At 63.7% G+C, this 16,790-nt stretch carries 15 protein-coding genes; 4 read left to right on the top strand and 11 right to left on the bottom strand.

Features of this window, described 5'->3' with window-relative positions:
- Positions 1-28: 28 nt before the first annotated feature.
- Positions 29-1,552 (bottom strand): CoA-acylating methylmalonate-semialdehyde dehydrogenase, encoded by a 1,524-nt coding sequence (locus tag ACEN42_RS00770; RefSeq protein ID WP_371880417.1) that lies wholly within the window; start codon positions 1,550-1,552, stop codon positions 29-31.
- 105 nt (positions 1,553-1,657) lie between these two features.
- Between ACEN42_RS00770 and ACEN42_RS00765 the strand changes: the two genes are divergently transcribed.
- Complete coding sequence (locus tag ACEN42_RS00765; protein WP_187608102.1) at positions 1,658-2,560, top strand: LysR family transcriptional regulator; 903 nt, start codon at positions 1,658-1,660, stop codon at positions 2,558-2,560.
- Positions 2,561-2,676: 116 nt separating this feature from the next.
- On the top strand, positions 2,677-3,207 hold the full coding sequence (locus ACEN42_RS00760; RefSeq protein WP_187608103.1) for a class IV adenylate cyclase: 531 nt from the start codon (positions 2,677-2,679) through the stop codon (positions 3,205-3,207).
- Here the strand turns inward: ACEN42_RS00760 and ACEN42_RS00755 are convergent.
- A complete protein-coding gene (locus ACEN42_RS00755) occupies positions 3,165-3,668 on the bottom strand; it encodes an Lrp/AsnC family transcriptional regulator (protein WP_187608104.1) in 504 nt (167 codons plus the stop codon). The two genes, ACEN42_RS00760 and ACEN42_RS00755, sit on opposite strands and share 43 nt — an antisense overlap.
- Positions 3,669-3,917: 249 nt before the next feature.
- Entirely contained in the window at positions 3,918-4,148 is a 231-nt protein-coding gene (locus ACEN42_RS00750) for a DUF3717 domain-containing protein (RefSeq protein ID WP_187608229.1), read from the bottom strand.
- A 179-nt stretch (positions 4,149-4,327) separates the two neighbouring features.
- Here ACEN42_RS00750 and ACEN42_RS00745 point away from each other — a divergent pair, with 179 nt between their 5' ends.
- Positions 4,328-5,014: a response regulator transcription factor gene (locus ACEN42_RS00745; protein WP_035499390.1), complete on the top strand. Its 687-nt coding sequence runs from the start codon at positions 4,328-4,330 to the stop codon at positions 5,012-5,014.
- Between the two features lie 80 nt (positions 5,015-5,094).
- On the top strand, positions 5,095-6,549 hold the full coding sequence (locus ACEN42_RS00740; RefSeq protein ID WP_238210493.1) for a sensor histidine kinase: 1,455 nt from the start codon (positions 5,095-5,097) through the stop codon (positions 6,547-6,549).
- Positions 6,550-6,603: 54 nt separating this feature from the next.
- On the opposite strand, the gene ACEN42_RS00735 is transcribed toward ACEN42_RS00740, so the two are convergent.
- From ACEN42_RS00735 to ACEN42_RS00700, 8 genes are all read right to left on the bottom strand, one after another.
- Positions 6,604-7,068 (bottom strand): SET domain-containing protein, encoded by a 465-nt coding sequence (locus tag ACEN42_RS00735; RefSeq protein WP_187608105.1) that lies wholly within the window; start codon positions 7,066-7,068, stop codon positions 6,604-6,606.
- A 179-nt stretch (positions 7,069-7,247) separates the two neighbouring features.
- Positions 7,248-8,360, bottom strand: a complete 1,113-nt coding sequence (locus tag ACEN42_RS00730) for an NADH:flavin oxidoreductase/NADH oxidase (RefSeq protein WP_250482794.1) — start codon at positions 8,358-8,360, stop codon at positions 7,248-7,250.
- Between the two features lie 110 nt (positions 8,361-8,470).
- Entirely contained in the window at positions 8,471-9,196 is a 726-nt protein-coding gene (locus ACEN42_RS00725) for a glutamine amidotransferase (protein ID WP_250482795.1), read from the bottom strand.
- Between the two features lie 133 nt (positions 9,197-9,329).
- Positions 9,330-9,974: a MarR family winged helix-turn-helix transcriptional regulator gene (locus tag ACEN42_RS00720; RefSeq protein WP_035499399.1), complete on the bottom strand. Its 645-nt coding sequence runs from the start codon at positions 9,972-9,974 to the stop codon at positions 9,330-9,332.
- A 729-nt stretch (positions 9,975-10,703) separates the two neighbouring features.
- Positions 10,704-11,816: a YbdK family carboxylate-amine ligase gene (locus ACEN42_RS00715; RefSeq protein ID WP_187608108.1), complete on the bottom strand. Its 1,113-nt coding sequence runs from the start codon at positions 11,814-11,816 to the stop codon at positions 10,704-10,706.
- Between the two features lie 42 nt (positions 11,817-11,858).
- Entirely contained in the window at positions 11,859-13,061 is a 1,203-nt protein-coding gene (locus ACEN42_RS00710) for a cation:proton antiporter (protein WP_035499403.1), read from the bottom strand.
- 821 nt (positions 13,062-13,882) lie between these two features.
- Positions 13,883-15,685, bottom strand: a complete 1,803-nt coding sequence (mnmC, locus tag ACEN42_RS00705) for a bifunctional tRNA (5-methylaminomethyl-2-thiouridine)(34)-methyltransferase MnmD/FAD-dependent 5-carboxymethylaminomethyl-2-thiouridine(34) oxidoreductase MnmC (RefSeq protein WP_250482796.1) — start codon at positions 15,683-15,685, stop codon at positions 13,883-13,885.
- Positions 15,686-15,703: 18 nt separating this feature from the next.
- The gene (locus tag ACEN42_RS00700) at positions 15,704-16,726 is read right to left on the bottom strand and encodes a VTT domain-containing protein (protein ID WP_250482797.1); all 1,023 of its coding nucleotides are present in this window, start codon (positions 16,724-16,726) and stop codon (positions 15,704-15,706) included.
- Positions 16,727-16,790: the final 64 nt, after the last annotated feature.

The raw sequence follows: 16,790 nt of genomic DNA, 5'->3' as shown, positions 1-16,790 counted from the left end.
GCCGTCTTGCGCGGCTTCGATGATTCGATTACTTCGCCACCGGCATCGTGAATTCGGCGCCCTTCGCGATACTGTCGGGCCAGCGTTGCATCACGCTCTTGTAGCGCGTATAGAAGCGCACGCCTTCTTCGCCGTATGCGTGGTGATCGCCGAAGAGCGAACGCTTCCAGCCGCCGAACGAATGCCACGCCATCGGCACCGGAATCGGCACGTTGATGCCGACCATGCCCACCTTGATCTGACGCGAGAACGCGCGCGCGACGCCGCCGTCCGTCGTGTAGCACGACACGCCGTTGGCGAATTCATGCTCGTTGATGAGCTCGACCGCGCTCGCGAAATCCGGCACGCGCACCACCGATAGCACCGGCCCGAAAATTTCTTCCTTGTAGATGGTGCTGTCGGTTTTCACGTTGTCGAACAGCGTGCCGCCCAGGAAAAAGCCGTTCTCGTGACCTTCGACCTGATGCCCGCGTCCATCGACGACGAGCGTCGCGCCCGACTTCACGCCCGCGTCGATATAGCCTTCCACCTTCGCGCGATGCGCGCCCGTGACGAGCGGACCCATTTCGGCATCGCTTTCCATGCCGTTCTTGATGACGAGCGATTGCACGCGCGGCGTGAGGCGTTCGATCAGTTCATCGGCGATGTGACCGACCGCGACCGCAACCGAAATTGCCATGCAGCGCTCGCCCGCCGAACCGTACGCCGCGCCGATCAACGCATCGACGGCCTGATCGAGATCGGCATCGGGCATCACGACGAGATGATTCTTGGCGCCGCCCAGCGCCTGCACGCGCTTGCCGTGCTTCGTGCCTTCGGTGTAGATGTATTCGGCGATCGGCGTCGAGCCGACGAACGACAGCGCTTCGATATCCCGATGCGCGAGCAACGCATCGACGGCGGTTTTATCGCCATGCACGACGTTGAACACGCCATCGGGCAAGCCCGCTTCCGTCAGCAATTCCGCGAGCCGAACCGATGCCGACGGATCGCGCTCCGATGGCTTCAACACGAACGTATTGCCCGTCGCGATCGCGATGGGGAACATCCAGCACGGCACCATCATCGGGAAGTTGAAGGGCGTGATGCCCGCGACCACGCCGAGCGGCTGACGCAGGTTCCAGTTGTCGATGCCGCCGCCGATCTGATCCGTGAAGTCGGTCTTGAGCAGATTGGGAATGCCGCACGCGAACTCGACGATCTCGATGCCGCGCATCACTTCGCCCTTGGCGTCGCTGAACACCTTGCCGTGCTCGCGCGTGATGATTTCGGCGAGCTCGTCGTGATGTTCGTCGAGCAGTTGCTTGAACTTGAAGAGCACGCGCGCACGCTTGATCGGCGCGGTCTCGCTCCATTCGGAGAAAGCGGCTTTCGCGGCGGCCACGGCGGCATCGACTTCGGATGCGCTCGCGAGCGGCACGCGCGAGGCGACGACCCCCGTCGCCGGATTGAACACGTCGCCGAAGCGCCCGCTCGCGCCTTCGACCCGCTTGCCGCCGATGAAATGCGTCAACGCCGCGACCTGCGCTTCGCTTCGATGTGTCTCGCCCATGATGTCTCTCTTATATATGCGGATAGGCCGAGCGTACTGCCGGAGGCATCCCCGAATCCAATGAGATATGTTCAACTGGGATATAAGAAGCTTTAATATCAGGCGATGGACTACATTCTCTTGCGCGCCTTTATCACCGTCGCTCGTGAAGGCAATCTCACGCGCGCCGCGGCGCACCTGCATCTCACGCAGCCGGCCGTCAGCCTTCAGATCAAGAATCTGCAGGAGATGCTGGGCGTCGTGTTGTTCTCGCGGACGTCGCACGGTCTTCTGCTGACGCGCGACGGCGAAGCGCTCCTGCCGCATGCCGAACGCGCGCTCGCCGCCGCCGCCGATGTGCAGCGCGCCGCTGCCGCGCTGCGTCACGAGGTGAGCGGCACGCTTCGCATCGGCACGATTCTCGATCCCGAATTCCTGCGGCTCGGCGGCTTCCTGCGACAACTGGTGGAGACGCATCCGCGCATCGAAACGTCGTTGCGGCACGGCATGTCGGGCTGGGTTCTGGACCGCGTGAGGGCGCGCGATCTGGATGTCGGCTATTACATCGGCGATCCTGCCATCGACGGCACGCGCGACGGCGATCGCTTTCACGTCGTCAGGCTCACGCCGTTTCTGTATCGCGTGCTCGCGCCGGCGGGCTGGCACAACCGCGTGAACAAGGGCAAACGTAGCTGGGCGGCGCTCGCCAAGTTGCCGTGGATCTGGACGCCGCCCGAGTCTGCGCACAACCGGCTTCTGTCGCGCATCTTCCGCGAGGCGGGCGCGATGCCGGTGATCGTCGCGGAAGTGGATCAGGAGCCTTCGATGCTCGATCTCGTGAAATCGGGCGTCGGTCTGTCGCTTGCGCGGGATTCGATCGCGCTGGCGCAGGCGCATGCGCACGCGCTGACGATCGTCGAAGGCGTGACCGTGCCGACCCAGTTGTCTTTCGTCGCGCTTGCGGAGCGCCGTGAGGAATCGGCGATTGCCGCGGCGCTGCGGCTGATCGATGCGCAGTGGGCGGTTTGAATACACATCTAAGTGCAAATACCGAGTCCGCGCGTAAGTGCATTCAAGCGAGCTTCATCGATTATTTGCTAGTCTGAGCCCTCGCTGATCCATCCAACCGTGTTCGAGGAGCCTTCATGGCACGCAACATCGAAATCAAGGCGCGCGCGCATCAGTTCGACCAGCTGCGCGAGCGGGCGGCTTCGCTCGCCACCGACGCGCCGCTGGTTTTCCGCCAGCAGGACTTCTTCTACGACGTGCCGACCGGACGCCTCAAGCTGCGTCAGTTCGACGACGGCACGCCGTCCGAACTGATCTTCTATCAGCGCGACGACCGCGACGGTCCGAAAGTCTCCTATTACTCGCGCAGCCCGGTGACGAATCCGGAAGCGATGCACGCGCTGCTCGCCCAGGCGCTGACGACACGCGGCATCGTCTCGAAGGAGCGGCATGTATATCTCGTCGGACGCACGCGCATCCATCTGGACCGCGTGGACGGTCTGGGCGATTTCATCGAGCTGGAAGTGCTGCTCGGCCAGGATGACGACGAAGCCGGCGGCGAACAGGAAGCGCACGCGATGTTCGCGCGCCTGGGTGTGGGCGAAGCGGATCTCGTGCCGCTGGCTTATGTGGACTTGCTCAGTCCCGAGTCGTCGTCGGCCAGGTGAGCGAGCGGCAGCGGGCCGTTGCGCTTGAACGTCGTGAGCACGATGTTCGAGCGCACGCTGTCGACGCCCGGCACGCGCATCAGCTTTTTCATCACGAAACCTGACAGCGCGTTCAAATCCGGCGCGACGATGCGCAGTAAATAATCGGCGTCGCCCACGGTCGCGTGGCATTCAAGCACTTCGGGCAGCATCTCGATCTGCTGCTGAAACTGCTCGATGATCGAATCGCCGTGATGCTTCAGCTTCAAGCTCGTGAACGCCGTCACGCCCAGGCCGAGCTTCTCCGGCCGCAAGACCACGCGATACCCTTCGATCACACCCGTCGCTTCCAGCCGCTGCAGACGCCGCCCGATCTGCGACGGCGAAAGCGGCACCTGCTCGCCCAGTTGCTGATGCGTGGCGCGCCCGAACCGTTGCAGCACGTCGAGCAGGGCAAGATCGAAATGGTCGAGTTCGAGCATGAGGCGGATGTGCGCTGGAGCGATGATAGATGCGACTTTATCGCATTGACGCCCGCTTGCTCACAAACCCCTTGCGCAAAAAGGCCGTTTCGCGCGCATTTTGACGAATTGCTTACGGCAGCAAACAAGGTAACGCGCGTGTTACCAATCATGACACCGCGAAAGGCGAAAACTGCGCGCCTTTCCGCGAAAACGGGATAAATGGAAGCATTCGAACAGGAAAAAGAAAGCTTGAATGTCAGGTAGCTTTCAGTCTCGGCTACCATTCCTGAAGCGCTCGTAAGCTTCCCACGCGGCGCGCGCGTCGACGTCCAGTTGCTCGGGTAGCACGCTGGACTGACGCTGTACAATCAGCAGCGCATAGGGCCTGGACAGCGCGCTCGCCTCCTTGCAGAGGCTGAGTTCGTCGCCGCTAGACGGGGAGCGGCCGCGCCAGTAGTTGATCGCGGCTTCGAGTTCGTTGATCGAGATGACAGCCATGTCCGGGCGGAAATACATTCGGTGTACGGCTGCTCGCGGCTTCCGGGATACGGTCGCGCAACGCCGCATGAGATATGAGTTTTAAACCGGCTCGAGCCCGCGCCGCCCCGTCGTGCATGTGAGCATGTCACCGACCGCCCCGCCCGCTTGAGCTCAACCCATTGTACTTGAGCGACTCCATGCGAATCCTTCTGATCGAAGACGACCGCCCCATCGCGCGCGGCATTCAAAGCAGCCTCGAACAATCCGGCTTCACGGTCGACATGGTGCACGACGGCATCTTCGCCGAGCAGGCGCTCGCGCAGAACCGCCATGAACTCGTCATTCTCGATCTGGGCTTGCCCGGCATCGACGGCATGACGCTGCTCTCGCGTTTTCGCCAGAGCAACCGCCATACGCCGGTGATCATCCTCACCGCGCGCGACGAGCTGCACGACCGCGTGCAAGGCCTGAACAGCGGCGCCGACGACTACATGCTGAAGCCCTTCGAGCCGCAGGAACTCGAAGCGCGTATCCGCGCGGTGATGCGCCGCAGCGGCCCGCACGGCGACGTGCCGCGCCCCGAAGTGACGCTGGGCGGTCTGCGTCTGTCGGGCGTCGATCGCCGCATCTTCAACGACGAACGTCCGCTCGAACTCTCGCCGCGTGAATTCGCCGTGCTCGAAATGCTGCTGCTGCGACACGGCCGCGTCGTGAGCAAGGCGCAGTTACAGGATCACCTGACGCACTTCGGCGGCGATCTCGGCGATACGGCCATCGAAGTCTATGTGCATCGGGTGCGCAAGAAACTCGAAAACACGCGCGTCGAGATCGTGACGGTGCGGGGCTTCGGCTATCTGCTTCAGGAGATCCGGCAAGCGGCTTGACGCGCCTGCCGTAGACCGCCTTGCGACTTCCCACCCGCCGCGCGGGCGATCAGCGTTTCGCCCGCGAAGACTGGCTCGATCTGGCGCGATCGAAAGCCACCGAGACGCCGGCGCCCCCGAGTCTGCGGCGCACCCTGCTGCGCCGCCTCGCCGCGCCGCTGTCCCTGCTCGCGCTGATGAGCGGCCTCATGGCGTACTGGCTCGCCTGGCAGTACACGCAGCACGTCGTCGATCGCTCTCTCGCGGATCTCGCCACCGCCATCTCCAAGCAGATTCAGCTCGCGGGCGTCGATGCCCCCGTCACCGTTCCGCCGCTCGCGCAGGCGATGTTCTCGGACCCCGTCGAGCAGCTCATCTATCGCATCAGCACGGGCGATGACGAAATCGCCGGCGAACCCGATTTGCCGCTCACCGGCACCAACGTGCGGCGCATCCACTATGCGTATGTGTTCGAGACGCACTTTCAGGGCGTCTCCGTGCGCGCGGCGCAGGTGCGCGTGCCGCAGCCTACCGGCAATCCGATCGTCGTCGAAGTGGCGCAGCGCGTCGGCTCGCGGTATCGGATCGCGGTGGAGTTTCTGATCGCGATCATGATGCCGCTCGCGCTCTTGCTGCTCGCCGGCTGGGTGATCGTGTGGCGCGTCGTGAATCAGCAATTGAATCCGCTCACCGATCTCGCCGACGCGCTCAACCAGCAAACGCACATCTCGCTCGAACCCGTCGACGAGACTTTCGTTCCCGGCGAAATCCGTCCGCTCACGAGCGCGATGAACGCCCTGCTCGTGCGCCTGCAGACCGCGCTCGATGCGCAACGCAAGTTCATCGCCGATGCCGCGCATCAACTGCGCACGCCGCTGACCGCAGTCAAGCTTCACGCGGAGCAGGCGCTCAGCTCGCGCGATCCGAACAAAGCCATCGAGGCGGTGAAGGAGTTGCGCGCGTCGGCGGATCGCGCGGTGCGTCTTTCGAATCAGCTGCTTTCGCTCGCGCGCGCCGAGCCGGGCGAACAGGCAGCGCGTTTCGCCGATTTCGACCTCGCCGCGCTCGCCTTCGAAACCGGCGCGGAGTGGGTGCCGCGTGCGCTCGCCGCTCAGGTCGATCTCGGCTTCCAGCGTCTCGATGATCCCGAGAACGAGCATCCGCTGATCGTGCGCGGCAATGTCGTGCTTTCTCGCGAAGTGCTCGCGAATCTGATCGACAACGCGCTCAAGTACATTCCGCCGTTCCGCGTCGAAGGCGCGCGCATCACGATGACGGTCACGGAATGGAGCGACGCGAACGGCCGCCGCTTCGGCGAAGTCATCGTGGAGGACAACGGCCCGGGCGTGCCGCCGGATCAGCAGCCGGATCTCTTCAAGCGCTTTTTCCGCGGCGACGGACAGAGCGTGGAAGGCGGCGCGGGACTCGGGCTCGCGATCGTTCACGACATCATGGCGCTGCACGGCGGCACCGTGCATTACGAGGACGCGCCCGAAGGCGGCGCGCGCTTCATCGTGCGGATGCCGCTCAAGGAAGAGAAGCCCGTCGCGGAATGAAAAAGAGCCACGCTCTCTCGCGTGGCTCTTTCGAATCGAAGAAGCAGGCGCGGCCTACTTTTTCTTCTTCTCCTTCTTCACCGCGAGCATCGTGCCACGGCATTTCCTCGCGCCGCATCGGCACTCGTATTCCTTCTTGAGCTTCTTCGTAATGCGGCCTTCGATAACGAGCCCGTAGTCGTAGTTCAGCTCTTCTTCCGCCTCGATGTCGCGCAACGCGTGAATGAACACGCGCCCTTCGACTTCCTCGGCCTCGCAATTCGGCGCGCACGAATGGTTGATGTACTTCGCGCTGTTCCCTTCGATCTTGCCGTCGATTACGCGGCCGTCGTCGAGTGCGAAGTAGAACGTGTGGTTCGGCTCTTCGGGGTTGTGCGGATGGCGGCGCAGCGCTTCCTTCCATGAAATGCGCTCGCCTTTGTATTCCATCACCTGCTCGCCCGCGGCAATCCGCTTCACGGCAAACACGCCCTTGCCATGTACGCCGGAGCGGCGAACGGTGACCCTGCGTGAACTCATCGAACGAATCCTTAAATAACGCTTCGCTCCCGCGCGATCGGGATGAACATCGGGATGAAAAAAAACGCGGTGGCCTCGAAGGCGCCGCGTTCACTCGGTTGAACGCTCGCGCTCAACACACCGGTATCCTACACTCCCGGCGCGCGAATGCTCAACCGTCCGGATGATGTTCGAGCGTTTCAACGTTGCCCGATGGTGATCTCGCCGAAGAGATTCTTCTGTTCGCGCGGCTGCGAGCGCCAGTACTGGGGAGGCGCATCGACGGTCGCGCCGAGCTCGGCGGCGGCGTGCCACGGCCAGCGCGGATCGTAGAGCATCGCGCGCGCCATCGCGACGTAATCGGCCTGGCCGCTCGCCACGATCTCTTCCGCTTCCTTCGCCTCGGTGATCAGCCCGACAGCGACGGTGTTCACGCCCGTCGCTTCCTTCACGGCTTTCGCGAACGGCACCTGATAGCCCGACGACAACGGGATCTTCTGCAACGGCGAGACGCCGCCCGACGACACATCGATCCAGTCGACGCCGCGCTTCTTCAGTTCCGCCGCGAACGCGATCGTATCCTCGATGCCCCATCCGCCTTCGACCCAATCGGTTGCGGAAACGCGCACGCCGACCGGCTTGTCGGCGGGAAACGCGGCGCGCACGGCATCGAAGATTTCGAGCGGATAGCGCATGCGATTCTCGCGCGATCCGCCGTATTCGTCGGTGCGCTGATTGGCGATCGGCGACAGGAACTGATGCAGCAGATAGCCATGCGCGCAGTGCACTTCGATGCCGTCGATACCAAGCCGAGCCGCACGTTTCGCCGATGCGACGAACGCTTCCTTCACGCGGATAAGACCGGCGGCGTCGAGCGCGAGCGGCGGCGTTTCTTCCGGCTTATGCGGGATAGCCGATGGCGCGTAGGTCATCCAGCCGCCGTCGGCGACGGAGATCAACTGCCCGCCTTCCCACGGCTTGCGGCTCGATGCCTTGCGGCCCGCGTGCGACAACTGCATCGTCACCGCGATCTTCGAATACTGGCGTATCGCGGCGAGCACCGGACGTAGCGCGGCTTCGGTGGCGTCGTCCCAGAGACCGAGATCGCCCGGCGTGATGCGGCCGTCCGGCTCGACGGAGGTCGCCTCGATGAAGAGCATGGCCGCGCCCGACAGCGCGAGATGGCCCAGATGGATCATGTGCCATGCCGTCGCCTCGCCGCGCTCGGCGGAGTACTGGCACATCGGCGACACGAAGATGCGGTTGGGGAGCTGGAGGCTGCGGAGGGTCGTGGGAGTGAACAGCGCGCTCATGGCGGTGACTCGTCGCTAGAAAGGAGCGATCGAGAATAGCACCGCGATTTCTTTCGTGCAGAGACGCGCACCGCGCCAGACGCGGCGCGATGGTTCATACCATCACACGTTCAGCGCGCGTCCACCACGGCGAAGCGGTCGAGCCATTCGCCGAACATCGCACGGGCGGCGCGTTCGAGTGTCGCGCCGTGACGCATGGTGTCCTCGCGCAGCGCGGCGACCGTCGTGCCGCTTCTCGCGATATCGCCCGGATACGTGACGAGCCAGCTCTCGAAGCGCTCGACCAGCACTTCCGGATGGCATTGCAGCGCGAGAACGTGCTCGCCCCAGGAAAACGCCTGATGCGCGCACGCATCGGTGGATGCGAGCAGTGTCGCGTTTGTGGGGAGATCGAAGGTATCGCCGTGCCAGTGGAACACCGGCACGGGCGCGCCATCGGCTTCGAGATGCCGCAGCGCGGACGCGCGTCCCGCGTCGGTCAGTTGGAGCGGCGACCAGCCGAGTTCGAGCTTGTCCGACGGATACACGCGCGCACCGAGCGCCCGCGCGATCAGTTGCGAGCCGAGACAGATGCCGATCGTCGGCAAGCCCGCGGCGATGCGTTTTTCGAGCATGGAGAGCAGCGGCGCGAGATGCGGATAATGCGCGTCCTCGTAGGCGCCGATCGGGCCGCCGAGCACGACGAGCAAGGAAGGATCGAGCGGATTGGGCGCGTCGATGCGGCCGCGCCCGACGTCCAGATAGCGCACGAGATGGCCGCGATCGCCGAGCACGTGTTCGAGGCTGCCCAGATCTTCGAAATAGACGTGGCGAATCGCCAGGACTTCATGTTTCATCGGCGGCTTTCTCGGGACGGAGTAGTGACGAGCCGCGCCTCGCGGCGAGGCGCGACGGGCACAGTCTAACCGACTCGCCGCGGCCTCACAGCGCCGGATGACGCCAGAAACGCTTTTTACCCGTCGACCCGAATCAGGCGATCTGGGCAAAGACCTTCCAGCTTTTCTTCTGCGTGGCGACGTCGGCTTCTTCGTATACCGAACAGTCGAGACGCAGATCCGTGTCTGCCATGTCGATCTGCAGAAGCGCGCAGTGATGCGGCGCCTTCTTGGGATTCTTGCTCGCCTCGAAATGCGAGCAGGAGAGACACATGCGGTGCGCCGGAATCTGCTGCTGCGATTCGAGCTGACGGATCGTCTTGAGCAACGTGCGATAGAACGCCACCTGCTCGTCCTCGCGCAGCGTGCCGACCGCCTTCGCGAGGAAGTCCGGCCATTGCAGCGCCTTCTTCGCAGCCGTGCGGCCACGCGCGGTCAGCCGCACCGCGAGCGCGCGGCCGTCGTCGATCGCGCGCCGCTTCTCGACGAGACCCTTGCCTTCGAGCGTGCTCACCGCATCGCTCGTCGTGGCGGCGGTCAGCGCCGTTTCACGCGCGATCTCGCCAAGGCGCATCGGCCCCTTGCGCTGCATCAGCAGAACGAGAATTTCACCCTGGGTCGGCGTCAGCCCCGCGCCTTCCGCCCATTCCCATGCCTGGCTGCGCATCGCGGTGCTCAGCCTCAGCAGGCCGTGGGTCACCCGCCCCGTCGCCTGCTCTCCGTAAACGCCTTCACTCATAGTCTTTCGCTTGTTGTTCCGCTTATGTGTTCTGACGGCACGCTCGCGCCAACCACCGCGAACACCTCGTTCGAAACGCCGCTCGCAGAAAATACTCCGAACACCTTGCGAACTACGCTCCGTCCTCGGTCCCCGCCGTCTCAAAATTCAGGCGTGCCAAGCCAATTAGCGGTGCCTGAATGGGGACATTTGCAACCCTCTTCCTATGCGCCGTCTTATGGTCCTGCTCGTGGCGCTGTTTTCCTGCCGACTATAACGCTATGCCAGCAAAGTCGCCATTCTAAGCGACATAGAACAAACGTACACCTTAATTATCCACGCAGAACTGTGGATAACCCGTGGAAAAGCGTCTTCTTTTATGTGTGCGTATTCTTGATAACACTTGGCCTCAAGTCGAGCACCTTTCCGTTGTCCAGAATTCCCTGTCGCGACGCCTGCGCATACCGCGTGGTTATCATCGCGCTAGCGCGTTGACTCTGCACCTCTTTTTGACGTTTTCCACAGCGTCGCGCAAGACTTGTTAACTTCTATTACGTCTGTATACGGATTTCTCGAAGAAATCCTTAGGGACGTCGAATCGGTTCTTCTTCAAACGTTGCCGCGAGCGCTTTATTCCCCTTGCTCGTCAAGCACATGTTTCATACCGACCAAAGTTAAAGGCCGCTTCGCAGTGTTTCCGAAGCGGCCTTTCGCGATGATTCGCTGGCTGGTGTCAGCGTAAGCGTGATGTTATCGACGCCATTGCAAACATTGCTGCCTGACGGCCTCGTGTAGAGATTTTTCCTTGTCGACCACGCCTCGCAGCCAGGTCGCGTCATTGACGCCGCGTGCGATATCGGCCACTTCCGCGAGCGCGGCTTGCGATCCGAGCGCTTCGGCATGCGGCGCGAGCACATCGAGCGTCGCGAGAATGTCTTCGCCGATGGTCCGCCGCTCGCCCGTCTGCGGATGGATGCACGTGCCTTCCAGTCCGAAGCGGCACGCCTCGAAGCGGTTGAACGTGTAGACGAGATAATCGTCCTCGCGCGGCGTGAGCGGTTTGTCGAGCAGCAGATAGCGCGACAGCGTCTGGATGTAGCAGGCGATCGCGGCCGCCTTGTCGACGGAAAGCGGCGTGTCCATCACGCGCACTTCGATCGTTCCGAAGCCGGGCTTCGGCCGGATATCCCAGTAGAAGTCCTTCATGCTGTTGACGACGCCCGTATTGACCATCTTCGAGAAGTACTCTTCGAAGCCGTCCCAGGTCAGCACGAAGGGCGCGCGCCCCGACAGCGGAAAAGCGAATACCGAATTCAGTCGCGCCGAATGGAACCCCGTGTCGACGCCCTGGATGTACGGCGACGACGCTGAAAGCGCGATGAAATGCGGGATATAGCGCGACATCGAATGCAGCAGGAAGAGCGCGCTATTCGGATCGGGACAACCGATGTGAACGTGCTGGCCGAACACCGTGAACTGCTTGGCGAGGTATCCGTACAGTTCGGAGATGTACTGGAAGCGCGGCGCGTCGTAGATCTGCCGATCGCTCCATTGCTGGAACGCGTGCGTGCCGCCGCCCGCGAGCCCGACGTTCAGTTGATCCGCCGCGGCGACGAGCGTATCGCGGATCTTGCGAAGATCCGTGACGGCCTGCTCGTGCGTCGTGCAGATGCCGGTCGAAAGCTCGATCATGCTTTCGGTGATTTCCGGCGTGATGTTGCCCGGAATCTTTTCGTCCTTGATGAGACGCATGAGGTCCGACGCGGCGCGCGTCAGATCATAGTCGTGCGTGTTGACGACCTGGATTTCCAGCTCGACGCCGAACGTGAAGGGTTCGGAGTTGATGAAAGGTTCGAGTGCCATGACGCCTCTTGAATGATCAATGCCTGGGCAGGGCGGGCGCGATCACTCGCGCCGCTCGCCGACTGCCGACAGGCTACGGTACACCACGAAAGGCGAGACGATCTGCAGCACGACGATCGAGCACATGATGATCGCGCGCAGCGTCGGATCGTAGTCCGGATAGAGCACGTACATGTCGTCGACGAGCACGTACGCGAGCGCCGACATCGGCGTCAACGCGACGCCGAGCGCCGCGCCTTGCTTCCAGTCGAGTCCGCTCGGCTTCGCGAAAATCAGCACGCCGACGAGCTTGCCGACGAAGCGCGCGACGATCAGCCCGAGCGCCGCGACGCCGCCGAGCGCGATATCGCGCCAGTGGAACGACGTCAGCGTCAGCGCAAAGAGAATGACGGTCAGCAGCCATCCGGCGGAACCGAAATGCGACGGCCAGAGTTGCGGCCGCTCGTCAGCATTCTTCACGATGATGCCCGCGGCGAGCAGCGCGAGAATCGTCGATAGCTTGAAGATGTGCGCGACCGCGATCGCCAGGAGCACGAGCCCGAAGAGCGCGACAAACGAATGCTCGTCGTTCGCGGGCAGACGCCGGACCAGCATGTTGCAGGCACGCGCGAGCAGGAACGCGAGCACCAGCGAGCCGATCAGAAGATAGAGCGGCTGCAGGATCGTCGCGAGCGCATTGCCGTAGATTTCCTGATGCAGCACGCCCGCCGCGAGCTTCTCCACGATCACCGCGTACATGCTGTTCAGCGCCGTCAGCGTCAGGAGACGCTGCGTGACCTGGCCTTCGGCGCGCAGTTCGGTCTTCAGCTGAATGACCATCGCGGGCGACGTGGCCATCGCGATGGCCGCGACCACGACCGAGGGCATCGTCGGCACGTTGAGCAGCGTCAGCGCGATCAGCACGAGCCCGAACGTGAGCGTCGACTCGGCGATGCTCGACAGAATCAGATACGGATTGCGGCGGATCCAGCGCAGATCGAGCCGGCCGCCCAGTTCGAAGAGCAGCAGCCCGAGCGCTACATCGAGCAGCGGCCGCGACAGGCCGCCCGCGCTCGAGTCGATCACGCCGAGACCCGCGTTGCCGGCGATCAGCCCGATCACCGCGAAACCGGTGATGCGCGGCAGGCGCCACGCACGCCATAAAAGCTCTCCGGCGAGTCCCGCCGTAATGAGCGCGAGACCGGCCCAGAAAATGGCATCGGGTTCGAGCGGCCAGACGGGCAAAAATGAAAATGCCGAATTCATCGTATTGGCTTCTCCTTCGTAGCTGCAGCAGAGCGTGCACGTTCCGTTGCGTGACTCGCATCGACGGCGCGCGCTCGCGGGCGAGGCGCATCCGCCCGGCTATGCGAGCGTTGGTTCATTCAGGCGAAACGAAATGCGAACGAACACGGCGTCACGGTCGGGCCGTGCACGGATTAGACGACGCGTTCGGCTGGCTGCGATGCGCCTTGCACGCGCCCAATGTCGCACCGGAGATCTCGGATCCGTGTGACACGGGCAACACATGCGGCGCCTGCTCGAATGCCGGGCCGAACACAGCAAACGACGGCGCGGCTTCGTTGATCAGATTCTTGGCGCGCAACCATCGTTCCATTGAAGCGGTCGCCGTCCGAACGGCGCGACGCAGGAAGAAGCGCGATTGTGCCATACCTCGGTTCCCCTGACAGAAAGTCCAAGCTCATGATTCTTATGAAGTAAAAGCGACGGCTTGTTCTCGTCCCGGCTGGAAAGGCTGACCGGTTGCTGCTTTCATGGCGCTCGGAGTTTGTGTTTACGCCCGACCGATGGCCTCGCCGTCAGGTGTTTACAGGTTTACTGTATATAAACGTAGTAGTAGTTAACAAGAGGCCGCCGCTTCTGTGGATAACCTCGGTTTCGTCTTTTCATTCAATCATTTGGACAAAGCAGAAGCGAGCCGTAAACATGTTGGCGCGACGCGGTCAACCTGGAACAACTTCTGGGCGCGTAAACGTGACGGCGCAGTTGTCCCGTTTACGTGCACATCGCGTTCACAAGAGTTTCACCTGCAATTCGACGGGTTATCCACAGCACGCCGAGAACAACTATGTCGAGCCGATTTCTCCATGACGAAGTGCCCTGAGCAAAAATCGGGCGGGGTCGATGGCGTCGGCGAGTTCGCGTTCGATGAGCCACGGTTCTCCTTCGACCTGCGACGCGATCAGTTCGGCCGCGAGCGTCGCCCAGACAAGCCCGCGGGAGCCGAATGCGAACGCGCCATAAAGACCCGGCATGCGCGGCAGGTCGAGCGGCCACGCGCCCGAAAGCCGATGCGCATCGCGGCGCGCGGCGCTTTCGTCGGCGAGCTGGCCGATCATCGGCATGCGGTCGCTCGTCACGCAGCGGAACGCGACGCGGCCCGCGCGGATTTCTCCCGGCGCGCGCGCGAGATCCGGCAACATGCCCGCGACGCGCTCGATGTTCTCCCGATGCCCGGCGTCGCGGATGTCGGGGTCGGGATCGTCGATGTCATAGGTCGCACCGATGAGCGCGCCGTCCGCGCCAAGCGGCACCGCGTAACCTTCGCCGACGACGGGCGCGCGCAGGGCATCGAGCGCGGATGAATCGAGCACGGTGAGCTGACCGCGCACGCTGCGTGTCGGCGCGCCGTACAGACCGGCGAGACGCGCGGCATCGTGCGCGTTCGCGAGCACCATCACCGGCGCGCTGGCGATCTTGCCGCCGCTCGAATCGAACGCTCTCCAGACGTCGCCATCGTGCGCGATGCGCGTCACTTCGGTTTTCATGCGCGGCGTGATCCGGGCCTCGCCGTCGGCGAGTTGCGCGGCGCAAACGGCCGCGGGCGAGATCGCACCACCGCGCGGAAAGAACCATCCGCCGCGTGCGACATCGACCCCAGCGATGCGCGATGCATCGTCGCGCGTCATCGGCTGCACGTAGTCGGATGGATACGCGAAGCGCGCGATGGCGGCGGCGAGGGCATCGGCGTCGTCGGGCGAATCGGCGATCTGAAGCAGGCCCGCGTCGCTGCGCAGCAAGTCGTGATGTGCATCTTCGAGCGCTTGCCATCGGTGCAATGCGTAGAGAAAGCCCGCGCGCGTGAGGCGAGCGGCGACGCTGTCGTCGCGCCAGACGATAGGATGAAAGACGCCCGCCGGATTGCCCGACGCATCTCGCGCGGGCAACGCGTGACGATCGATCAACGTGACCTGCCAGCCGCGCCCGGCGAGCCGCGCGCTCACCGCGCAGCCCGCGAGTCCCGCGCCGATGACGATAGCCTCGCGCGTGCTCGCGTCGCAAGGAAGCGGCGGTTCGTGACGGCGCACGCGCCAGCGCGGCGCGAAGCGTGCGATGAGCGGCGTGTCCGTCGCCACCGACAGGCACTCGAAGCCCGACGATTCCATTGCGCGGCGCAAGGGCACTTGAAGCGGCCCGGACGCGTTCGCGCAGACCGTCGCGCCGTCGCCGGCGAAACGCGCGAGCGATTTGCACAGCTTGCGCGGATCGTCGGTTGCTTCGAGATGGAATGCATCGGCGCGCAACCAGAGTTTCGACAGCATCTCGTGCGCGTCATCGCCGATGGCGAGCGTCAGCACCACGCGTCCTTCGTCGAACTCCAGCCGATGCACGCCCGGCACGCGCATCGGCCACGCACGCGCGAGCTCGGTTGCGAGCGGCGATGCGCCATCGATCGAAGGGAGATCGTCCAGTGCGGTCAGCGTTGCAGTGGCCACGACATGTAGCCGGTCGCAACGTTCATCGTCGTCGCGCCAGCGCTGCCAAAGAGGAAGGAAGGCGCTGAACGTCGTATCGACGAAGGTGAAGACGCGCGTGCGCCGCCAGCGCGCGGGAAGATCGTGCGGCGCGAAAAGCAGGGATTCGGTCATGCGATAGGGAAAGACAAATCAGGCGGAAGACGACTTGGCGATGACCCGCGCCGCGCCATTCACCGCGTCTTCGATCATCAGCGGTTCGAGCGCGTAGCCCGCCGCTCGCCATGCCGCGAGTCCGCCGAGCAGCGGTGCGACATCGTGGAAGCCATGCGCGACCAGCTCCTTGGCGGCGAGCGCCGCGGACACTTCGCTCGGGCAATCGCAGTACGTCACGAGCTTGCGGTCGCGGGCGATGCCCGCGAGCTGCGTGGCGGCGTCGTCGTGGAGGAGCAGCGCGCCGGGAATCGCGAACGGGTCCATCGCGCGTCGTTCGCGGCGGCGCACGTCGATGACGAGCGGCGGCGGTTCGCCATCGAGCAGCCTGCGCAGCATCGCGATATCGATGCGCGCCATGCGCAGCCTGCGCAACAGCGACACGCGCTGCCACCAGCGCACGGCGAGATAGAGCGCGAGCGCGATGACCGCGAGCACGATCACGCCGCGTCCGAACAGGTCGAGCCAGGCGAGCGCGCGATCGACGAGATCGGCGAAGATCGCGCCGAACGCGACGCCGATGCCGGACCACAGCAGCGCGCCGAGCGCGTCATAAAAGAGAAAGCTGGACAAGCCGATGCCGGTCGCGCCCGCGACGGGAATCGCAAGCGTCGACAAGCCGGGAATGAATTTCGACAACGCAAGGATGCGCACGCCGAAGCGCCCGAAGAAGTCGAGGCTGCGGTTCACGCAGGTATCGCGCGAGATCGAGACCTTGCACATGAAGGCGAGCACGCGGCTGCCGTAACGCCGTCCGAGCCAGAACCAGAGCGTGTCGCCGATTAGCGCGGCGACGCTGGCCGTGACGACGATCGCCGCGAGCGGCTCCCACGCACCCGACGCGAAGCCCGAAACCGCACCCGATGCGAAGGTCGCGGAGACCGTGATCGCACCCGTCAAAACCAATGTGGGTAAGGCTGGGAGCGGCAGGCCGAGGCATTCGAGCAGAACGTTGGCAAAAACCAACGGCAGGCCGTATTCGATGATCAGCTCGCGTAGCATGGATCGGACCCAGTTGTTCTGCGCTGAAAAAACCGCCGGGAGCCCAAAAAATATAAGGGTAAAT

Source organism: Caballeronia sp. S22 (genome assembly GCF_964261745.1).
Taxonomy (GTDB): domain Bacteria; phylum Pseudomonadota; class Gammaproteobacteria; order Burkholderiales; family Burkholderiaceae; genus Caballeronia; species Caballeronia jiangsuensis.
Note: the sequence above shows the minus strand (reverse complement) of the source record. Positions and strands in the feature narration are given on the sequence as shown.

Coding starts and splice junctions, on each gene's coding strand:
- ACEN42_RS00770 (WP_371880417.1), bottom strand. CDS start 1,552: ATGGGCGAGACACATCGAAGCGAAGCGCAGGTCGCGGCGTTGACGCAT.
- ACEN42_RS00710 (WP_035499403.1), bottom strand. CDS start 13,061: ATGAATTCGGCATTTTCATTTTTGCCCGTCTGGCCGCTCGAACCCGAT.
- ACEN42_RS00725 (WP_250482795.1), bottom strand. CDS start 9,196: ATGAAACATGAAGTCCTGGCGATTCGCCACGTCTATTTCGAAGATCTG.
- ACEN42_RS00760 (WP_187608103.1), top strand. CDS start 2,677: ATGGCACGCAACATCGAAATCAAGGCGCGCGCGCATCAGTTCGACCAG.
- ACEN42_RS00745 (WP_035499390.1), top strand. CDS start 4,328: ATGCGAATCCTTCTGATCGAAGACGACCGCCCCATCGCGCGCGGCATT.
- ACEN42_RS00715 (WP_187608108.1), bottom strand. CDS start 11,816: ATGGCACTCGAACCTTTCATCAACTCCGAACCCTTCACGTTCGGCGTC.
- ACEN42_RS00700 (WP_250482797.1), bottom strand. CDS start 16,726: ATGCTACGCGAGCTGATCATCGAATACGGCCTGCCGTTGGTTTTTGCC.
- ACEN42_RS00755 (WP_187608104.1), bottom strand. CDS start 3,668: ATGCTCGAACTCGACCATTTCGATCTTGCCCTGCTCGACGTGCTGCAA.
- ACEN42_RS00720 (WP_035499399.1), bottom strand. CDS start 9,974: ATGAGTGAAGGCGTTTACGGAGAGCAGGCGACGGGGCGGGTGACCCAC.
- ACEN42_RS00735 (WP_187608105.1), bottom strand. CDS start 7,068: ATGAGTTCACGCAGGGTCACCGTTCGCCGCTCCGGCGTACATGGCAAG.
- ACEN42_RS00730 (WP_250482794.1), bottom strand. CDS start 8,360: ATGAGCGCGCTGTTCACTCCCACGACCCTCCGCAGCCTCCAGCTCCCC.
- ACEN42_RS00765 (WP_187608102.1), top strand. CDS start 1,658: ATGGACTACATTCTCTTGCGCGCCTTTATCACCGTCGCTCGTGAAGGC.
- mnmC (WP_250482796.1), bottom strand. CDS start 15,685: ATGACCGAATCCCTGCTTTTCGCGCCGCACGATCTTCCCGCGCGCTGG.
- ACEN42_RS00750 (WP_187608229.1), bottom strand. CDS start 4,148: ATGGCTGTCATCTCGATCAACGAACTCGAAGCCGCGATCAACTACTGG.